General features: G+C 73.5%; 20 protein-coding genes. 15 read left to right on the top strand and 5 right to left on the bottom strand.

The features are described 5' to 3' along the window. Positions 1-37: 37 nt before the first annotated feature. From F9C41_RS03840 to F9C41_RS03820, 5 genes are read left to right on the top strand one after another with little or no spacing between them, the layout of a single operon-like run. Positions 38-1039 carry a 3-oxoacyl-ACP synthase III family protein gene (locus F9C41_RS03840; RefSeq protein WP_155385157.1) on the top strand — a complete coding sequence of 334 codons (1002 nt, stop codon included), beginning with the start codon at positions 38-40 and terminating at the stop codon, positions 1037-1039. Then, positions 1039-1788 (top strand): glycosyltransferase family 2 protein, encoded by a 750-nt coding sequence (locus F9C41_RS03835; protein WP_155385156.1) that lies wholly within the window; start codon positions 1039-1041, stop codon positions 1786-1788. The genes F9C41_RS03840 and F9C41_RS03835 overlap by 1 nt, the downstream gene beginning before the upstream one ends. Further along, complete coding sequence (locus F9C41_RS03830) at positions 1785-2981, top strand: cytochrome P450 (RefSeq protein WP_155385155.1); 1197 nt, start codon at positions 1785-1787, stop codon at positions 2979-2981. Before F9C41_RS03835 ends, F9C41_RS03830 begins: the two co-directional genes overlap by 4 nt. Before the next feature lie 31 nt (positions 2982-3012). Then, positions 3013-4548, top strand: a complete 1536-nt coding sequence (locus tag F9C41_RS03825; protein WP_155385154.1) for a class I adenylate-forming enzyme family protein — start codon at positions 3013-3015, stop codon at positions 4546-4548. Next, on the top strand, positions 4545-5483 hold the full coding sequence (locus F9C41_RS03820; RefSeq protein WP_155385153.1) for an NAD-dependent epimerase/dehydratase family protein: 939 nt from the start codon (positions 4545-4547) through the stop codon (positions 5481-5483). Before F9C41_RS03825 ends, F9C41_RS03820 begins: the two co-directional genes overlap by 4 nt. A 22-nt stretch (positions 5484-5505) precedes the next feature. Here the strand turns inward: F9C41_RS03820 and F9C41_RS03815 are convergent, their stop codons facing one another. After that, positions 5506-6420, bottom strand: a complete 915-nt coding sequence (locus tag F9C41_RS03815; RefSeq protein ID WP_230689272.1) for an NmrA/HSCARG family protein — start codon at positions 6418-6420, stop codon at positions 5506-5508. Between the two features lie 167 nt (positions 6421-6587). Beyond that, a complete protein-coding gene (locus F9C41_RS03810) occupies positions 6588-7046 on the bottom strand; it encodes a hypothetical protein (RefSeq protein ID WP_155385152.1) in 459 nt (152 codons plus the stop codon). Positions 7047-7272: 226 nt separating this feature from the next. On the opposite strand from F9C41_RS03810, the gene F9C41_RS03805 reads away from it, so the two are divergent. The 8 genes from F9C41_RS03805 (at position 7273) to F9C41_RS03770 (ending at position 13940) form a co-directional block, all read left to right on the top strand. Beyond that, complete coding sequence (locus F9C41_RS03805; protein WP_155385151.1) at positions 7273-7509, top strand: hypothetical protein; 237 nt, start codon at positions 7273-7275, stop codon at positions 7507-7509. A 50-nt stretch (positions 7510-7559) separates the two neighbouring features. After that, positions 7560-8528, top strand: coding sequence for a ketopantoate reductase family protein (locus tag F9C41_RS03800; protein ID WP_155385150.1), 969 nt, complete (start codon positions 7560-7562; stop codon positions 8526-8528). Between the two features lie 93 nt (positions 8529-8621). Further along, complete coding sequence (locus tag F9C41_RS03795; protein WP_155385149.1) at positions 8622-9452, top strand: LLM class F420-dependent oxidoreductase; 831 nt, start codon at positions 8622-8624, stop codon at positions 9450-9452. Next, the gene (locus F9C41_RS03790; protein WP_230689271.1) at positions 9449-9862 is read left to right on the top strand and encodes a TIGR03668 family PPOX class F420-dependent oxidoreductase; all 414 of its coding nucleotides are present in this window, start codon (positions 9449-9451) and stop codon (positions 9860-9862) included. Before F9C41_RS03795 ends, F9C41_RS03790 begins: the two co-directional genes overlap by 4 nt. Before the next feature lie 104 nt (positions 9863-9966). After that, entirely contained in the window at positions 9967-10290 is a 324-nt protein-coding gene (locus F9C41_RS03785; protein ID WP_155385147.1) for a plasmid stabilization protein, read from the top strand. 106 nt (positions 10291-10396) lie between these two features. Next, entirely contained in the window at positions 10397-10921 is a 525-nt protein-coding gene (locus tag F9C41_RS03780) for a PadR family transcriptional regulator (RefSeq protein ID WP_155385145.1), read from the top strand. 32 nt (positions 10922-10953) lie between these two features. Further along, positions 10954-11634, top strand: a complete 681-nt coding sequence (locus F9C41_RS03775; RefSeq protein WP_120322093.1) for an ABC transporter ATP-binding protein — start codon at positions 10954-10956, stop codon at positions 11632-11634. Next, complete coding sequence (locus tag F9C41_RS03770; protein WP_230689270.1) at positions 11631-13940, top strand: FtsX-like permease family protein; 2310 nt, start codon at positions 11631-11633, stop codon at positions 13938-13940. Before F9C41_RS03775 ends, F9C41_RS03770 begins: the two co-directional genes overlap by 4 nt. Positions 13941-14012: 72 nt before the next feature. On the opposite strand, the gene F9C41_RS03765 is transcribed toward F9C41_RS03770, so the two are convergent. Further along, on the bottom strand, positions 14013-14264 hold the full coding sequence (locus tag F9C41_RS03765) for a hypothetical protein (protein ID WP_155385143.1): 252 nt from the start codon (positions 14262-14264) through the stop codon (positions 14013-14015). A gap of 122 nt (positions 14265-14386) precedes the next feature. Here F9C41_RS03765 and F9C41_RS03760 point away from each other — a divergent pair, with 122 nt between their 5' ends. Then, complete coding sequence (locus F9C41_RS03760) at positions 14387-15448, top strand: alanine racemase (protein WP_155385141.1); 1062 nt, start codon at positions 14387-14389, stop codon at positions 15446-15448. A gap of 60 nt (positions 15449-15508) precedes the next feature. Here the strand turns inward: F9C41_RS03760 and F9C41_RS03755 are convergent, their stop codons facing one another. Then, positions 15509-16339 carry a phosphatase PAP2 family protein gene (locus tag F9C41_RS03755; RefSeq protein WP_155385139.1) on the bottom strand — a complete coding sequence of 277 codons (831 nt, stop codon included), beginning with the start codon at positions 16337-16339 and terminating at the stop codon, positions 15509-15511. Between the two features lie 201 nt (positions 16340-16540). On the opposite strand from F9C41_RS03755, the gene F9C41_RS03750 reads away from it, so the two are divergent. After that, a complete protein-coding gene (locus F9C41_RS03750) occupies positions 16541-17374 on the top strand; it encodes a peptidoglycan-binding protein (protein ID WP_155385137.1) in 834 nt (277 codons plus the stop codon). On the opposite strand, the gene F9C41_RS03745 is transcribed toward F9C41_RS03750, so the two are convergent. Then, positions 17346-17909 (bottom strand): DUF4142 domain-containing protein, encoded by a 564-nt coding sequence (locus F9C41_RS03745; RefSeq protein ID WP_155385135.1) that lies wholly within the window; start codon positions 17907-17909, stop codon positions 17346-17348. The genes F9C41_RS03750 and F9C41_RS03745 overlap by 29 nt on opposite strands. Positions 17910-17925 lie beyond the last annotated feature (16 nt).

Raw genomic sequence — 17925 nt, 5'->3', positions numbered from 1 at the left:
GACGCCCGTGGGCGGCCCGGCCGTGCGGGAGGGTGCGATGAGAGCCAGGATCGTCGGGGTGGAGGCGCACCTGCCCCCCGTGCGTGTCAGCAGCGCACAGGTGGAACGCCGGATCGCCGAGCACAGCCAGGGGTTCGTCCCGCACGCCACGATCGTGGAGCGGCTGACCGGCATCCGGCACCGGCACTACGCCGCCGACGACGTGCAGGCCTCCGACCTTGCCGTGGCGGCCGCGGAGAAGCTGCTGGCCGGGCACGGCCTGGCCGCGTCCGACGTGGACCTGATCATCTTCGGCTCGGCGTCGCAGGACCTGATCGAGCCCGCCACCGCGCACATCGTGGCCGCCAAGCTCGGCGCGAGCTGCCCGGTGTTCGACGTGAAGAACGCCTGCAACAGCTTCCTCAACGGGATGCAGCTGGCCGAGGCGCTCATCGTCACCGGCCAGCACCGCCGGGTGCTGGTCTGCTCCGGGGAGGTGCCGTCCCGGGCGATCCGCTGGCAGGTGCGCGACCGCGCCCAGTTCATCGACGCGTTCGCCGGCTACACCCTGTCCGACGGCGGGGCGGCGATGCTGCTCGAACCGGCCGTCTCGGGCGGGGTGTTCCACCGTCGCTTCGCGGCCGACTCCACCGCCTGGGACGTGGGCACGCTGCCCGCGGGCGGCACCATGCGCCCGCGTGATCCCGACGCGACGTTCTTCAGCGGCGACGGGCGGCGGCTGCGCGACGTGTTCGTGCGCAACGGCGCCCGGCTGTTCCTGGAGGCGCTCGGCGACACCGGCCTGACCTGGGACGACTTCGCCGTCGTGGCCGTGCACCAGGTCGCGCTGCCCTATCTGGAGCAGCTGCGCGCCGGGCTGGGCGTCCCGGCGGACCGGCTCGTGGTCACCCTGCCCGAGCACGGCAACCTGGCCAGCGTCACGCTGCCGCTGCAGCTGGCCACGGCCGTCCAGGACGGGCGCTGCGTCCCCGGCGACCGGGTCGCGCTGATCGGCCTGGCCGGCGGGGTCAGCCTCGGCGTGATGTTCGCGGAGCTGTGATGGCGCACCGGCTCTGGGTCGTCATCCCGGCGTACGACGAGCAGCGCTCGATCGGGGCGACGCTGCACCGGCTGGCCGAGCAGAGCGACCCCGCGTTCACCGTGGTCGTGGTCGACAACGGCAGCACCGACGCCACCGCGTCGATCGCCGCCGGGTTCGCCGACCGGCTGGACCTGCACGTGATCGGCGAGCCGGTGAAGGGCACCGGGGCGGCGGCCGACACCGGCATGCGGTACGCCATCGCGCACGGTGCGACGCTGCTGGCCCGCACCGACGCCGACTGCCTGCCCGCGCCCGGCTGGATCGCCGCCGTGCGCCGCGGGTTCGACGCCGGACTGCGCATGGTCAGCGGGCCGCTGCGCCCGCGCGCCGACGAGTTCCCGCTGCGCTGGTGGGAGCGCCGGCTGCTGCCCTCCGTGGTGTCGCTCGCGGCGACGTTCGGCCGGTTCCGGCCCGGCAACCGCGACCCGGCGTACGTCGGCCCGTACGTGATGATGCCCGGCTGCAACCTGGCCATCACCGCCGAGCTCTACGAGGCGGCGGGCGGCTTCCCGCGCACCCGCATCGAGGAGGTCCACGAGGACCGGGCGCTGGTCAACCGGGTGCGCCGGCTCACCGGCGACTACGGCCTGCGCCGCGACATGCTGGTGCACGGCTCGGTCCGGCGGCTGCGCGCGTACGGCCTCGTCGGCACCCTGGCCTGGTATGCCGACCACCGCTACACCCCGGACCGGGTGGACATCCGGTGAACCCGGGCACCTGGGAGCGGCGGCTCCACCTGCGCGCGCACCCGTTCGCGTACCCGCTGCTGCGGCTGCTCGCCCGGCGCGGGCCGGTCGTGCGGGTGCCCGGCCTGGGCGTGGTCGTCAACGACGCGGCCCTGGCCCGCGCGGTGCTGCTCGACGGCGAGACGTTCCGCAAGGACGGGCCGGGCTCGTCCGGCGACCTGTGGACCCCGATCCTGGGCCCGTCCGTGCTGCTCAACATGGAGGGTCCGGCGCACCGGGCACTGCGCGCCAGGCTCGCGGAGCTGTTCACCCCGGCGTATGCCGACCGGCTGTGCGCACAGGTGCTGGCCGGGCCGCTGGCCGCGCTCGCCGAACGGCTCGGCCGCGGCGAGCCGGTGGACCTGGTCGACACCATGCGGACGGCGGCGGGCGCGGTGATCTGTGCCGTCGTCGGCCTGGAGTCGCAGTCGGCGGACGACCACCGGGCCATGTTCCAGCGCGGCGAGCAGATCGTGGCGATGGTGACGCTGCGGACCCGCACGCTGTCCCAGGCACAGGCGCGCCAAGCCCGCGAGGTCCTCACCCCGGTCGGCGAGATCGCGGCACGCGCCTACCGGGCCGGGGACGAGGCCACGGTCATGGGCCGGATGCGGGCGCTGGGCATCTCCGAAGCCGAGGCGCGGGGCGCTGCGGGCGCGTTCTTCCTCACCGGCACCGAGACCGTGGCGACCCTGGTGCCGCGCCTGGTCGCCCTGCTGCACGACGCCGGGGAGCTGGACCGGGTCGCGGCCGACCCGGCGCTGCTGGACCCCGCCGTCGAGGAGGCGATGCGGGTGAGCACCCCGACGCCGGTGATGCTGCGCAGCGTGCACGCCTCGGCGAAGATCGGCGAGGTGCCCGTCCGGCCGGGGGACCGGGTGCTCATCGCCACGCACAACTGCTGCCGGGCCTACGGGCCGTTCGACCTGGACCGGCCGCACCCGCCGGAACTGCGGCGGCTGTGGTTCGGCGCGGGACCCCACTTCTGCATCGGGTATCCGCTGGCCATGGCCGAGATCCGGGCGGTCGCCCGGACCGTGCTGGCGGCCGCGCCGCTGCGGATCGTGCGCCGGAGGGCGGCACGTGGCGTGCTGATCCCGACCTACCGCGAACTGGTGGTGAGCAGGTCGGCCCGCTCGTTCGAGCCCGTGGGACCCGGCGGAGCGGACCGATGAGGCCGGACCGCGCAGGATCGGCGGTGGGTCGATGAGCCTCGTGGAGAAGGTGCTGGCCCAGGCGTCGCGGACCCCGTCGGCGGTGGCCATGGTGGCCGGCGACGGTGCGGAGCTGACCTACGGCGAGCTGCGCCGACGGGTGCTGTCGGTGCGCCACGGGCTGCGCGAGAACGGGCTGCGCCCCGGGGACGGCGTGCTGTTCTCGGTGCGCCCGTCGCCGGAGTCGCTGGTGCTGGCCATCGCCGTGGTCGCCGCGGGCGGCTGCGTGATCTTCGCCGACCCCGGCGCGGGCCCGGAGCTGTTCACCGCCCGCATGCGCCTGGCCCGCCCGCGCTGGTCCGCGGCCGAGTCGGTGCTGTACGCGGCGAGTCGGCTGGCCCCGGTGCGCGCGTACGCCCGCCGCCGCGGCCTGCTGCTGCCGAACCTGTCCGCGCTGGACGTGGCCCGCCACGTCTACACCGGACGCTGGCTGCCCGGCGTGCCTCCGGGCGCCCTGGCGCTGCACCGGCTGCTCACGACATCGTCGGCCGAGCCGGATGCGGTCACCGACCCGGACGCCCCCGCCGCGGTCATCTTCACCTCCGGCACCACCGCCCGCCCTCGCGCCGTGGTGCACACCGGCGCCTCGCTGTCCGCCGCCCTGGGGCTGCTGCGGGAGCGGGTGCCGCTCGGCCCCGGCGACGTCGTGCACACCGACCAGCTGATGCTCGGCCTGCCCACGCTCGCCTCCGGCGCGCGCTGGTCCCTGCCGCCGCTGACCGGCTCCGCCGCCGTGTTCGCCGAGCACCTGCGGCAGCGACGGGCGACCCACACGTACTGCGTGCCGGTGCGGCTGGCCGAGGTTCTCGACGCGGCCGGCTGCCCGCTGCCGCCGAGCCTGCGGCACATCCTGCTCGGCTCCGCGCCCGCGCCCGCCGGGGTGCTGCGCCGGGCCGTCGCGGCCGCCCCGCACGCGCAGGTGCTGTCGGTGTACGCGATGACCGAGATGCTGCCCGTCGCGATCGCCACCGCCGCCGACAAGATCGCCCACGCCGAGGGTGGCGACCCAGGCGACCTGCTCGGCGCGCCGCTGCCCGGTGTCCGGGTCAGCCTCGCCGCCGACGGCGAACTGCTGCTGGCCGGGCCGAACCGCAGCCCGGGCTACCTCGGCGAGCCGCCGTCGCCCTGGCTGCCCACCGGCGACCTGGCCCGCCTGGACGCCGCAGGCCGCCTGGTGCTGCTCGGCCGCAAGAAGGACATGCTGATCCGCGGCTCGTTCAACCTCTATCCCGGACTCTACGAACCCGCGCTCGCCGCGCTGCCCGGCGTCGCGGAGGCCGTGTACGTCGGGGTGCCCGATCCGGAGCACGGCGACGAGCGGGTGGTGCTCGCCGTCGTCGCCGACGACCCGGCCACCGCGGCAGCGCTGCCCGCCCGGCTGCGGCGCGAGCTGCCCGCGATCGTCGACCACGACGCGCTGCCCGACGACATCGTCCTGCTGTCTCGCCTGCCCCGCTCCGGGCGAGGGCACAAGGTCGACCGGGCGGCGCTGCGCGACCTGGTGACGCCGGGCCCGGTGCACCGGTGAGGATCGTGGTCACCGGCGCGTCCGGCTTCGTCGGCGGCGCGGTGTGCCGGGCACTGACCGGCGCGGGGCACGACGTCGTCGGCTTCGGACGCCGCCCGGCACCGCCGTCCGGCCACGTCGGCACGGCCGCGTACCGCCAGTGGGACCTCACCGGCGGCCCACTGGCAGACCCGCCGCAGGCCGACGCGGTGGTCCACTGCGCGGGCACCGTCACCGACTGGGGACCGCGCCGCGAGTTCTTCGCCGTCAACGTCGACGGGACCCGGCACGCGCTCGCCACCTGGCCCGAAGCGCGGTTCGTGCACGTCAGCACCGCGAGTGTGTACGACCCCCGACGGCCGACGGTGCTGGCGGCCGAGGACCAGGCCCCCGCGGGCAGGTACCTAAATGCCTACGGCGAGTCCAAGGCGGCGGCCGAACGGGTCGTGGTCGACGCGGCGCCGGACCGGCCCGCGATCGTCCTGCGCCCGCATGCCGTCTACGGGCCCGGCGACACCACGCTGCTGCCCCGGGTGCTGGCCGCGGTGCGCGGCACGCGGCTGACCGCGGTGGGCGACGGGCGGCAGCTGATCAGCCTCACCTCGGTCGGCAACCTGGTGCAGGCGTGCATGCTCGCCGCGTGCGGACCGGTGCGCCGGGGCGTCTTCAACGTCGCCGATGCCGCCCCCGTCGTGCTCGACGACGCGTTGCGCGCGATCCTGGCCGAACGCGGCATCGCCGCCCGACCAGTGTACCTCCCGCTCGCCGCGGTGTGGCCGGTCGCGACCGCCGCCGAAGGGCTGCACCGCCTGTTCCGTTCCGCAAGCCCGCCGCGGCTGACCCGGTACGCGATCAGCCACCTCGCCGTCGAGCGGACCCTGGACATCACAGCCGCGCGCCGGACGCTCGGCTACCGTCCCGACCCGACGTCGTTCGCGGGCGCGGCGGACTGGTAGCCCGTTTCGGTCCCGCGGCCGGTCAGGCCACCCAGCCGCCGAACGGAAGGTGGCCGCCGCGCCAAGCGGTGGTCGTGCCGATCCAGGTCTCCAGGGTCATCAGGTCGGGGTGCAGGTCGTACAGGGCGGCGGGCTTCGGCACCGCGGGACGCGAGTCGATCCACGCGAACATCCGGGCCAGCTCGGGGTCGAACGCGCGCAGGTTCTCCGCGGGCAGCCGGGCGAACCGGCCGGGCAGGCCCGCGGCCCGGCCGAACGCCGCCGCGATCTCCGGTCCGGTGCGCACGTCCCCGGCGATCTCCAGGGTGACGCCGTGCATCCGGTCGGGGCGCTCGAAGGCGGCCGCGGCGAATTCGCCGACGTCGCGTGCCGCGATCATGGGCAGTGGCGTCTGCGGGTGCAGCGCCAGCGGCACGATCACCTCGCGCTGCGTGATCGCGGGACGGGTCAGCGTGGCGAAGTTCTCCATCAGCGACACCGGGTGCAGCACCGTCGACGGCACGCCCAGGGCGCGGATCCGGGTCTCGATCGCGGACTTGCTGTCGTAGTAGGAGATGTCGGTGCCGCTGTCCGCCCCGAAGACCGAGCTGTAGACCAGATGCCCGACGCCGGTCCGGGCGGCCTGCTCGACGACCGAGAAACCGCGCCGCCGCTCCCCGGCCACGTCCGCGGCGGTGACCAGCGGTCCGTCCAACACCGGCAGCGCGAGGAACACGCCGTACGCGCCGGTCATCGCCGCGAGCAGCGACCCGGGGTCGTCGAGGTCCCCGCGTACCAGCCGGGCCCCGGCCGCCCGCAGCCGCAGGGCCGGGACCGAGCCGGGGTCGCGGACGAACGCGCGCACCTCCCAGCCGCGGGCCAGCAGCACACGGGCCGCCGCGCCGCCCTGCTGCCCGGTCGCCCCGATCACCAGTACCGTCCTGGCATCCGTGGTCATGTCGCCCTCCCGTGGTCCGGCTCGGGAGCGCGGTTCGAACACCCCTCTAGCTATGACGTCCGACCCCCTGGCGGGGTGGGGCCGCGGCGCCGGAAACTCTCCCGGCGACGGCGAGTGGCACACTCGCGGCCGGCTGATCGTCGGCCCGGCCCGCGTCCGGTGCGCCGTCAGCAGACGTTGACGTCATCCCACGGCAGGTAGTTGAACGCGTTGACGGTGGTGTTGGCAGGCACCCCGGTCCCGGTGGACGCGTTGTAGAAGTACACGGTCGGTGCCGGATTGCCGTACTGGTGGTTGTACACCGTGCCGGTCGCGTTCCAGTAGAACAGGTTGTAGCTGCCGCAGTTGTAGAGCTTGTACAACGTGCCGCCCAGGTTCGGGCTCGTCCACATGCAGAAGTAGCCGCTCCCGCACTGCGTGAAGGTGCCGTTGTTGGTGGCTGCGGGAATGACGTTGCCGCCGCTGTCGGTGATGTACGCGCAGTTGTTGTTGCCGGAGCAGACCCCCGCCGCGACCTGCCGGGTGTTCGGGGCGGGCCCGGCCGCCGCGGGCTGCGGGGCCACCATGGCTGCCGCGACGACGAGAATGAGCGCCGCCAACCGCTTCGCACTGCTGGTCAATAGCATGCCGACCTCCATCTGAAGGGACGGAGGCAAGACGCAGGCGGTGTCGAAGTCTGTCCCCCGTGCGAGATTCAGCCCGAGCGTAACGTGATGATCTTCGATGTACCAGATTCGCGGCGTGCCTCAATGCGACGTCAGGCCCGCCCGGTGCGGACCGCACCCCGGGCACCGGGGGTACTGGCGACAGCGACCCGGCATAACACCGGCGCGCCCGGGTATCGGGGCCGGCATGACGGAGACTGTGCAGACCCGCGGCGACGGCCACGACGAGATCCTCGCGCTCGACACCAGCGGCGACGGTCAGCCCGACCTGTGGGCGATCGACACCGACGGCGACGGCAAGGCCGACCTGTTCCAGTCGGACACCGACGGCGACGGGCAGCCCGACGTGACCATGGTGGACCTCACCCAGGACGGCGAGATGGACATCATCGTCGACGGCGACGGCGGACACCCGGTGGAGTGATCCGCCGCTCCGCGGCGTGCACCTCGCAGGGCCGCGGGTAGGTTGGCCGGATGCGTTTCATCGTCTACGGGGCCGGCGCGGTCGGCGGCGTGCTCGGCGCGTACCTGCACCTGTCCGGCCAGTCCGTGGTCCTGGTCGCCCGCGGCGGCCACCTGGCCGCGATCCGGGAGCACGGGCTGACCCTGCAGGACGGCTCCGGCACCCGCACCATGGCCGTGCCGGCCGTCGCCGGGCCGGCCGAGATCGAGTGGCACGACGGCGATGTCGTGCTGCTCGCGGTCAAGGGGCAGGACACCGAGGCGGCGCTGCGCGACCTCGCCGCCTGCGCCCCCGCCGCCACGCCCGTCGTCTGCCTGCAGAACGGCGTCGACAACGAGCGCCAGGCCCTGCGTGTCTTCGAGCACGTGTACGGCGTCTGCGTCATGTCGCCCACCACGCACCTGACCCCCGGCGTGGTCCGTGCCGACTGCCATCCGGTGCCGGGCCTGCTCGACATCGGCCGCTTCCCGTCCGGCGTCGACGACGCCGCCGAGTCGATCGCCGCCGCGTTCCGCAAGGCCGGCTACCAGAGCGAGCCGCGCCCCGACATCATGCGCTGGAAGTACGGCAAACTGCTGCGCAACGTCGGCAACGCGGTCGATGCGGTGTGCGGGCGGGCCGAGGGTGTCCGGGAGATAGTGGGGCGGATCCGCGCCGAGGCGGCCGCGGTGCTGGACGCGGCCGGTATCGCGTACACCCCCGAGGACGAGGACGACGAGCGCCGGGCCGACATCCTGAAGGCCGCGGTCGCCGACTCCCGCGGCGGCGGCTCGTCGTGGCAGAGCCTCGCCCGCGGCACCGGGCACATCGAGGCCGATCACCTCAGCGGCGAGATCGTGCTGCTGGCGCGGCTGCACGGGATGACTGCGCCGTACAACGAGAACGCGCGCCGCTGGGCGAACCGGTTCGCCCGCGAGAGCCGCCCGCCGGCCTCCCTGGCTCCGGCCGACTGGCTGGCCACGCTGCCCACGGACGTTTAGAGCCGCGCCGCCGCGAGCCGCCGTCGATATACCGGGTTAGGCCCGGTATCAGTGCATATGCTGGCGAGCGGCGGCACGGACGGGGGGCACGGTATGGAGTTCGGTGTCGGTTACTTCCCGACCCATGACGGCATGAGTCCGGGCGAGGTCGCCCGGCTCGTCGAGGACCGCGGTCAGAACGCGCTGTTCTTCGCCGAGCACAGCCACATCCCCGCCAGCCGGGAGAGCCCTTACCCGGGTGGGGAGATGCCGCCCAAGTACTGGCACTGCTACGACCTGTTCGTCGCGCTGACCGCGGCTGCGGAGGCGACCTCGCGGCTGCGCGTGGGCAGCGGCATCTGCCTGGTCATCCAGCGCGACCCGATCCACACCGCGAAGGCCGTGGCCAGCATCGACCACCTGTCCGGCGGCCGGTTCGAGTTCGGCGTGGGCGCGGGCTGGAACCGCGAGGAGATGCGCAACCACGGCACCGACCCGAAGGTGCGCATGGCGATCATGGCCGAGCGGGTCGAGGCGATGAAGGAGATCTGGGCCCGGCACGAGGCCAGCTACTCCGGCGAGCACGTGAACTTCGACCGGATCTGGGCGTATCCGAAGCCGGCGCAGTGGCCGCACCCGCCGATCCTGGTCGGCGGCACCGGCCCGACCGTGCTGGACCGGGTGCTGGCCTTCGGTGACGGCTGGATGCCCAACTGGGGCGAGGACGCCGCCGTGCTGGAACGGATCGCCCAGCTGCGTGCCCGGGCGGAGCGGCCCGTCCAGGTGCAGCTGATGTCGGTGCCGGCCGACCCCGCCGTGCTGGCGCGGCTGGCCGAGGCCGGGGTGCACCGGGCCATGCACTGGCTGCCGTCCGGTCCCGAGGCGGTCGTCCAGCGGGGTCTGGAGCAGTGGGAGCACGCGATCGGCACGTACACCAAGGGGTGAGCACGGACCGGGAGCGTTTCGCGACCGCGCGGGTCGCCCGGCTCGCGACGGTCGGCCCGTCCGGTGCGCCGCACCTGGTGCCGGTGGTGTTCGCGCTGGCCGGGGACACCGTCTACAGCGCGGTGGACCGCAAGCCCAAACGCACCCTCGCCCTGCGCCGGCTGGCCAACGTCGCCGCCGACCCGCGCGTGTGCCTGCTCGCCGACCACTATGAGGACGACTGGTCCGCGCTGTGGTGGGTCCGCGCCGACGGCACCGCCCGGGTGCTGGCCGCCGACGACCCCGAGGCGGCGACGGCACTCAGGCTGCTGACCGACCGCTACCCGCAGTACGTGACGCAGCCCCCGCCGGGCCCGGTGCTGGCCGTCGACGTGGCGCAGTGGACCGGGTGGACCGCGGCGGGTCGCTGAGTAATGCCGTTCGGATCCGCGACGGGCGGGGTTCGGGCGACGATGGTCGAGGTGAGTGCCTTCGCCCCGGCGTAGCGCCGGTGGCCTCGCGGAAGGGGAACGTCATGCCGCAGGACCCGGACGAGAAACGCGACCGTCGGCGCAAGCACGTGACCTCGGCGGTCCGCACCATGGAGCGCAAGGTGGGCGAGGCGGAGGCGAAGGCGAGCCGGGTGCCCGGCACCGAGGAGATCCTGGCGATGGAGGCCAAGCGGGCGCGCGCCCGGGCGAAGAAGGAGATCAAGTCCGGCCGGATGCTGTCCATGCCGCCCACGCCCGCGGCAGGCGAGCTCAGCCGCGACGAGCTCTACGAGGAGGCGCGGCGGCGCAACATCAAGGGCCGCTCCTCGATGACCAAGGCTCAGCTGGAGCACGCGCTGCGCCGGTAATCCTTATGTAACCCGTTGACCTGGGCAGACGCTCGGAGAGCGACGTAGTCTGCGGTATGCGCGACACGTATACACACGATGTATACGTGTGGTGTACAGTCTCGGCATGTCGATCGGTCACTCATTCCTCGGCCTGCTCGAAGGCAAGCCCCGACACGGGTACGACCTCAAGCGCGCCTACGACGAGCGCTTCTCACCCGGCCGCCCCCTGCACCACGGCCAGGTCTACGCCACACTGTCCCGCCTGCTCAAGAACGGCCTGGTCGTCGTCGACGGCCTCGAACCGGGGGAGGGCCCCGAGCGCAAGCGCTACGCCGTCACCGACGCCGGCATCACCGACGTGCAGACCTGGCTCAGCCAGCCCGAGAAGCCCGAGCCCTACCTGCAGAGCGTGCTCTACACCAAGGTCGTCCTCGCGCTGATGACCGGCCGCCCCGCCGACGAGATCCTCGACGTGCAGCGCACCGAGCACCTGCGCCTGATGCGCGAGGTGACCCGCCGCAAGACCGGTGGCGACCTCGCCGAGCAGCTGATCTGCGACCACGCCCTGTTCCACCTCGAAGCCGACCTGCGCTGGCTCGAACTGACCGCGGCCCGGCTCAACGAACTGGCCGCCCGAGTCCGCCCGTGACCCCGGACCACCCCCGCAAGGAGAACCACCCCATGACCGAGCCCCTGCTGGTCGGCACCGACCTGTTCAAGATGTACGGCACCACACCCGCCCTGCGCGGCTCCTCCCTCACCATCCGGGCCGGGGAGATCGTCGCCGTGATGGGCTCCTCCGGCTCCGGCAAGTCGACGCTGCTGCACTGCCTCGCCGGCATCGTGCGCCCCGACGACGGCACCGTCGTGTACGCCGGCCGCGAGATCTCCGCGATGTCCGACGTCGAGCGCAGCGCCCTGCGCCGCCGCGACTTCGGTTTCGTCTTCCAGTTCGGCCAGCTCGTCCCGGAGCTGACCTGCGTCGAGAACGTCGCCCTGCCGCTGCGCCTGGACGGGGTGCGCCGCAAGGAGGCCGAGCGCCGCTCCCGCGAATGGCTCGACCGGCTGGAGGTCGGCGACGTGGCGGGCAAGCTGCCCGGCCAGATCTCGGGCGGCCAGGGCCAGCGTGTCGCCGTGGCCCGCGCCCTGGTCACCGAGCCCAAGGTCGTCTTCGCCGACGAGCCCACCGGAGCGCTGGACTCGCTCAACGGCGAGAAGGTCATGCAGCTGCTCGGCCAGGCCGCCCGTGACACCGGCGCGGCCGTGGTGCTGGTGACGCACGAGCCCCGGGTCGCCGCGTACGCCGACCGGGAGGTCGTGGTCCGCGACGGCGCCTCGCTGGATCTGGAGCGTGTCGCGTGAGCCCGGCCTGGCTGCGGGAACTGCTGCTCGGAGCACGCATGGCGCTGGCCGGCGGCCGCTCGGGCCTGGCCCGCGCCGCGCTGACCGCCGTCGGCGTGGGACTCGGCGTGGCACTGCTGCTGGCCGCCGTCAGCATCCCGAACATGATGCAGGCCCGCACCGACCGCGGCGCCGCACGCGCCGACATGAACTTCGGGATGCGGGTGGAGCTCACCGACCGGAGCACCCTGATCGGCTACACCGACATGCAGTACGGCGGCCAGTCGATCCGCGGGCGCCTGCTGCAGGCCGAGGGATCCTCGCCGGTGGTGCCGCCGGGCCTGAGCGCGCTGCCGAGACCGGGCGAGATGGCCGTGTCCCCGGCATTGGCCCGGCTGCTGCTGTCCCCGGAGGGGGCACTGCTGCGCGAGCGGCTGCACTACCCGACGACCACCCTCATCGCCGACGAAGGCCTGCAGGGTCCCGGCGAGCTGGCCTTCTATCTGGGCACGGACGAGCTGACCGCCGACACCGCGGGCGTGGGCCGCCGCAACGGCTTCGGGGAGGAGAGCACCAGCGAGGGGCTGGACCCGGTGCTGCTGCTCCTGGTCGTGATCATCTTCGTGGTGCTGCTGCTGCCGGTCGCCATGTTCGTCGCCTCGGCGATCCGCTTCGGCGGCGACAGCCGCGATCGGCGGCTGGCCGGGGTGCGCCTGGTCGGCGCGGACACCGGCATGGCCCGGCGCATCGCCGCGGGTGAGGCGATGCTCAGCGCGCTCCTCGGGGTCGCGACCGGAGCGGTGATGTTCCTGGCCGGGCGCACGTTCGTAGGCTCGGTCGACCTGCTGGACATCAGCGTGTATCCGTCCGACGTCCAGCCCGACCCGGTGCTAGCGGCGCTCATCGTGGTCGCCGTGCCGGCGGCCGCGGTCGTCGTCACGGTGCTGTCGCTGCGCCGCGTCATGATCGAGCCGTTGGGCGTGGTGCGCCGCGGCGCCGACGCCCGCCGCAGGCTCTGGTGGCGCCTGCTCATGCCGGTCGTCGGCGTGCTCCTGCTGCTGCCGCTGGTGGGCAGCGTCAGCAAGGAGGGCGAGAGGTTCAGCGAATGGCAGGTCATCGGCGGGGTGTGCTTCATCCTGCTCGGTGTCGCCACCCTGCTGCCCTGGCTGGTCCAGTCGGTCGTCCGGCGGATCCAGGGCGGCCCGGTCGCCTGGCAGCTCGCCATGCGGCGGCTCCAACTCGACGGCAGCACGTCGGCCCGCGCCGTCACCGGCGTCGCCGTGGCGGTCGCCGGCGCGATCGGCCTGCAGATGATGTTCGCCGTCGTCGAGGCCAACTACCAGCGCGACAGCGGGCAGAACCCGGCTCTCGCCCAGATCTCCGTCTACTCCCGCCTGCCGCACGGCTGGTCGGACGTGGCCGGGTTCGCCGCCCGGCTCGCGGCGACGCCGGGCGTCACTTCGGTCACGCCCCGCAGCATCCTGAGCCTGAACCTGCCCGTCCTGCCCGACGGCGAGGAGCCGTCCTCGCCGCTGACGGTCGGCGACTGCGCCGTGCTGCGCCAGCTCGCCGAGCTCGGCGAGTGCGCCGACGGCGACACGTTCCTCGTGGACAACCCGGACTTGAAGGTCCCGGCGCCCGGCACCGCGGTCACGTTCGGCGAGGACGGCACTCGGACACGCTGGACGGTTCCGGCCGGCGCGCGCACCGTGCGGCCACTGACCGACCCGCTCTACGGGGCCACGGTGGGCGTGCTGACCACCCCCGCGGCACTCCCGGCGGCGATCCGTGACCAGCCGGGTCTGCAGTGGCAGGCACTGCTGACCGTGGACCCGGCCGCGCCCGACATGGCCGACCGGGTGACCAACACCCGCTGGGAGTTCGACCCGCTCGGGTCGAACTGGGAACTCAACCCGAAGATCGTCGACAACAAGTTCGCCCAGATCCGGCGCGGGCTGTTCGCCGGGGCCGCGGTGACCCTGCTGCTGATCGGCGCGAGCCTGCTCGTGGTCGTCCTCGAGCAGCTGCGTGACCGGCGCAGGCTGCTGGCCGTCCTGGTCGCGTTCGGCACCCGCCGACGCACCATGAGCTGGGCGATCCTGTGGCAGACCGCGGTGCCGGTGCTGCTCGGCCTGGTCCTGGCCTGCGCCGCGGGTCTCGGCCTCGGCGCGGTGCTGCTACGGATCATCGATCAGCCGGTGGCGATCGACTGGACCGGCATCGCCGTCGTGTCCGGCATCGCCGGAGCCGTCATCCTGCTGGTCACCGCGCTGAGCCTGCCGGTGCTGTGGCGGCTCATGCGCGCCGAGGGCCTGCGTACCGAATGACGGGCCGCGTCATGATCACCGTTTCGGGTCGAAAACCGGCGTCCAACCGCAGTTCTTGACCCGAAACGGTGATCATGACGGCTCCGCGCGGCCGGTCTCGTTCGCACCGCCGGAGAAGCGCATCCCAGCGCACCCGCTGGTCGAGCAGGATCTCCACCGCGGCCGGGCCGTTCTCGCCGGTGCTGCGCAGGTGCAGCTGGTGGCGGCCGCCGACTCGACGACGTCGGGTGCGATGCCCGAGTGGTCCGGGGTGCTGATCCGGTACAGGTCGTCGCCCAGGTCCGCGGCGCGGGTCAGTCCGGCCAGGACGGTGCGTGTTCTCATGATCGGCCGATATCCGGCCACGCGTGCGGCTACATCGCACCGGGGCGTGGTGGTCGCGGTGCCGGCGGCGCGGTTTGCCCGCCGCGGGCTGGGCCGGGCTCGGGCAATGGCAGCATGATGGCATGACGTACCTGCCCACCCCTTACGTGTCGGTCGATGTCGACGTGCTGGACCGCAACGTCGCCCGGATGGCGGCGTTCACCCGCGAGCGCGACCTCACGCTGCGCCCGCATGCCAAGACGCACAAGTGCCTGGAGATCGCCCGGCGGCAGCTCGCGGCGGGGGCGGTCGGGCTGACCGTGGCGACCGTGGCCGAGGCCGAGGTGTTCGCCGCGGGCGGCTGCGAGGACCTGTTCATCGCGTACCCGCTGTGGGTCGACCAGGCGCGCGGCGCACGGCTGCGCGAGGTCGCGGCCCGGGCCGCGGTGCGGGTCGGCGTGGACTCGGCCGAGAGCGCCCAGGCGCTGGCTCGGCACGCCGGGCGCGACATCGAGGTGATGGTGGAGGTCGACAGCGGGCACCATCGCAGCGGCGTGCGTCCCGCCGACGCCGCCGCGGTCGCCCTGGCCGCGGACAAGGCGGGCCTGCGGGTACGTGGGGTGTTCACGTTCCCGGGCCACGGCTACGGCCCGGCGCTGGCCGAGGGCGTCGCCGCCGAGGAGGCGGTGGCGCTGGTCGAGGCGGCCGACGCGATGCGGACGGCCGGGTTCGACCCCGACGTGGTCAGCGGCGGGTCGACGCCCACCGCCTCGTGGAGCCACGTCGCGGCGCTCAACGAGATCCGGCCGGGGGTGTACGTCTTCAACGACGCCCAGCAGGTCGAACTCGGCGTCTGCGACTTCGAGGACGTGGCGCTCGCCGTGGTGGCGACGGTGGTCAGCCGGTCCGCCGACCACGTGATCCTCGACGCGGGCGGCAAGGTGCTCGCCGCGGACCGGTCCGCCTGGGCGACCGGGCACGGCCGGCTGCCCGACCTGCCCGACGCCCGCATCACCGCACTGTCCGAACACCACGCGACGGTCACCGTGCCGCCCGGCGCGGAACTGCCTGAACGCGGCTCCAGGCTGCGCGTCGTGCCGAACCACGTGTGCGCGACCGTCAACCTCGCCGATGAGCTGATCGCCGTCTCCGGCGGCGAGATCGTCGACCGCTGGGCGGTCGCCGCGCGGGGGGCCAACACGTAGTCCTGTTCGGGGTCCCCTGGCAGGTCACCTGCCTGCCGGGGGGCCATGACCGAGAAAACTTCACGGGCTGGGTTTGGTCGCCGACCGCATCTGCCATACGCGGGTGGCCACGGCGATCACGGCCAGCCAGGTCAGGCCGAGCGCCCAGCCGCCGAGCACGTCGCTGGGATAGTGCACGCCGAGATAGACCCGGGACAGGCCGACCAGGACGGTGCCCGCGGCCGCGGCGATCCACGCCGTCGCCCACACCGTGCGGTTGCTCGTCAGCATGCACACCAGCCAGGCCAGCAGCGCGAACCCGACCAGCGAACTGGCACTGTGCCCCGACGGGAACGAGTAACCGGCGGCCGTCACCACCTGGTCGGGCGGGCTCGGCCGGTCCCGGCCGATGATCTCCTTGATCGCGTACACGATCAGCTGCAGCACGCCCAGCGTCAGCAGCGCCAGGACCAGCGGATACCACGAGCGCCTGCGCCAGCCGACGACCGCGACGGCCACCACGGCCGCCAGCGTCAGCGCGACCGCGCTGCCCAGGTCGGTGATCGCGATCTGCAGGCGGGTGAGGCCCGGCGTGCGGTGTTCGGCCAGCCACTGCACGGCGGGCCGGTCGACGACGGTCAGGTCGTCGGAGTCCACCACGGCGTCGAGCACCTCCACGAACACCGACGCCAGCGTGAACACGATCGCCGCGCCGATGACCAGCAGCACGATCTCGCCCGCGACCCGGGCCGTGAGCCAGGACAGGGCGGCCCGGCCGTGCCGGTCCGACGCCCGCGTCCAGCGCCGTCCCGCGAGGTACCCGGCCGCGGGGCGCATCGCGCACACGACCGTGTACGCGGCCACCACCAGCACCGTCACCACGCCCAGCCCGAGCAGCACGCTTCCGGTCATACCCGCTCCTCTCCGCCGCACGCCATTCGATCAGAGGCGGCTGGACGAAACCTGGCAACAGGCCGCGATCGGCAAGCGGACATCCCCGCCGGCACCGGCCTGTAGCGACTGTGTACCGCCGGTGTAGCGGCCCCGCCTAGCCTCGCCCCGCAGAGATGACGTCAGGCAGGCCGGGTCCTGCCGCACAGTGGGGAGAGCCGCATGGTCACCAGGAGACGGCTGACGGGCGCGGCGCTCGCTTGCGCGCTGGCCGGGCCGGTCGCGATGTGGGCGGCGGACGCGTCGGCCGCGCTGCCCGCGGTCGACATGGAGGCCGTCGTCAAGGCCGCGCAGATCGACCCGCGCCGCGCCGACTCGGCGATCACCCCGGGCAGCCGGGACAGCGTGCTGCTCGTGGAGAGCGCGCTGCAGGCCAAGGGGCTGCTCGCGGCGTCCTACGTCGACGGGCACTTCGGCACGAAGACCATCGACGCGTACGCGGCCTGGCAGCGCTCGCTCGGCTACACCGGCCTGGACGCCACCGGTCTGCCGGGCCCGACCTCGCTGACCAAGCTCGGCGAGCAGCGCTTCACCGTGGTGCGCCCGCTCTCGCCCGGCGCCGAGACCACCTTCCGGGGTGTGCCGATGAACGCCCGTACCAAGGCGATGCTGCTCGAAGCCGAACGGCTGCTGGGCCGACAGTTCACCGTCACGCAGGGCTCGTACAGCCCGGGGGAGGATCCGACCTCTGCCGGCACCCACGACGGCGGCGGTGCGCTCGACCTCGCCGTGGACGGCCTGACCTCCACCCAGCGCACGTCGGCCGTCCGCCGGCTGCGCGAAGTGGGCTTCGCCGCCTGGCTGCGCACCCCGTCCCAGGGGAACTGGCCGTATCACATCCACGCGATCGCGCTGGCCGACACGGATCAGTCGACCCCGGCCCGTAACCAGGCCGGGGACTACTACCTGGGCCTCAACGGCCTCGCCAACCGCGGCGCCGACGACGGCCCGGTGGTCGACCCGAAGGTCACCTGGGAGCAGTACCAGCGGGCGTGACCGGGATCTGCACGTTGAGCTGCGCCGCCGCGGCTATCAGCTGCTCATGGTGCTTGGCGACGACGGGCAGCGCGTCCTTGGCGAGCTGCACGACAGCGGGATCCTGGCCCTTGGCGATCTCGGCCTCGGTCGCCGCCATCACCGCCTCATGCGCCTTGAGCTGCGCCGGCACCCACGCCTGGTCGAACGGCGCACGGGACAGCTGGTACATCTGCTGCACCACGGCCTGCTGGTCGGTGTTGGGCATGTTCGGCAGGGCGACTCCCTGCTGCTGCGCCACGGACATCAGCGCGTCGTCGAGCTTCTGGTGATCATCTTTGAACTCCGCGCCGAGCCGTACGACGACCGGCGAGGCGCCCTGATGGGTCGCCGCCAGATTGCTGATCGTTATCTCCGCGAGGTTCGCCTGATGCGCGGCGACCAGATATGCGGCGTCCTGCGGCGCGACGGGCGCCGCCGCGACCGGTGTGGCCGTGGTGAGCAGCGCGACGGCCAGTGCCGCGGCCGGTACGCAGATGACTCGCAGGAACCTCATGGCCGTACCCCCGTAC

It is taken from the genome of Catellatospora paridis (genome assembly GCF_009720365.1).
GTDB classification, from domain to species: Bacteria; Actinomycetota; Actinomycetes; order Mycobacteriales; family Micromonosporaceae; genus Catellatospora; species Catellatospora paridis.
This window is presented reverse-complemented; position numbering and strand designations above follow the sequence as displayed.

Coding starts and splice junctions, on each gene's coding strand:
- F9C41_RS03840 (WP_155385157.1), top strand. CDS start 38: ATGAGAGCCAGGATCGTCGGGGTGGAGGCGCACCTGCCCCCCGTGCGT.
- F9C41_RS03835 (WP_155385156.1), top strand. CDS start 1,039: ATGGCGCACCGGCTCTGGGTCGTCATCCCGGCGTACGACGAGCAGCGC.
- F9C41_RS03825 (WP_155385154.1), top strand. CDS start 3,013: ATGAGCCTCGTGGAGAAGGTGCTGGCCCAGGCGTCGCGGACCCCGTCG.
- F9C41_RS03815 (WP_230689272.1), bottom strand. CDS start 6,420: ATGACCACGGATGCCAGGACGGTACTGGTGATCGGGGCGACCGGGCAG.
- F9C41_RS03810 (WP_155385152.1), bottom strand. CDS start 7,046: ATGCTATTGACCAGCAGTGCGAAGCGGTTGGCGGCGCTCATTCTCGTC.
- F9C41_RS03805 (WP_155385151.1), top strand. CDS start 7,273: ATGACGGAGACTGTGCAGACCCGCGGCGACGGCCACGACGAGATCCTC.
- F9C41_RS03800 (WP_155385150.1), top strand. CDS start 7,560: ATGCGTTTCATCGTCTACGGGGCCGGCGCGGTCGGCGGCGTGCTCGGC.
- F9C41_RS03795 (WP_155385149.1), top strand. CDS start 8,622: ATGGAGTTCGGTGTCGGTTACTTCCCGACCCATGACGGCATGAGTCCG.
- F9C41_RS03785 (WP_155385147.1), top strand. CDS start 9,967: ATGCCGCAGGACCCGGACGAGAAACGCGACCGTCGGCGCAAGCACGTG.
- F9C41_RS03780 (WP_155385145.1), top strand. CDS start 10,397: ATGTCGATCGGTCACTCATTCCTCGGCCTGCTCGAAGGCAAGCCCCGA.
- F9C41_RS03775 (WP_120322093.1), top strand. CDS start 10,954: ATGACCGAGCCCCTGCTGGTCGGCACCGACCTGTTCAAGATGTACGGC.
- F9C41_RS03765 (WP_155385143.1), bottom strand. CDS start 14,264: ATGAGAACACGCACCGTCCTGGCCGGACTGACCCGCGCCGCGGACCTG.
- F9C41_RS03760 (WP_155385141.1), top strand. CDS start 14,387: ATGACGTACCTGCCCACCCCTTACGTGTCGGTCGATGTCGACGTGCTG.
- F9C41_RS03755 (WP_155385139.1), bottom strand. CDS start 16,339: ATGACCGGAAGCGTGCTGCTCGGGCTGGGCGTGGTGACGGTGCTGGTG.
- F9C41_RS03750 (WP_155385137.1), top strand. CDS start 16,541: ATGGTCACCAGGAGACGGCTGACGGGCGCGGCGCTCGCTTGCGCGCTG.
- F9C41_RS03745 (WP_155385135.1), bottom strand. CDS start 17,909: ATGAGGTTCCTGCGAGTCATCTGCGTACCGGCCGCGGCACTGGCCGTC.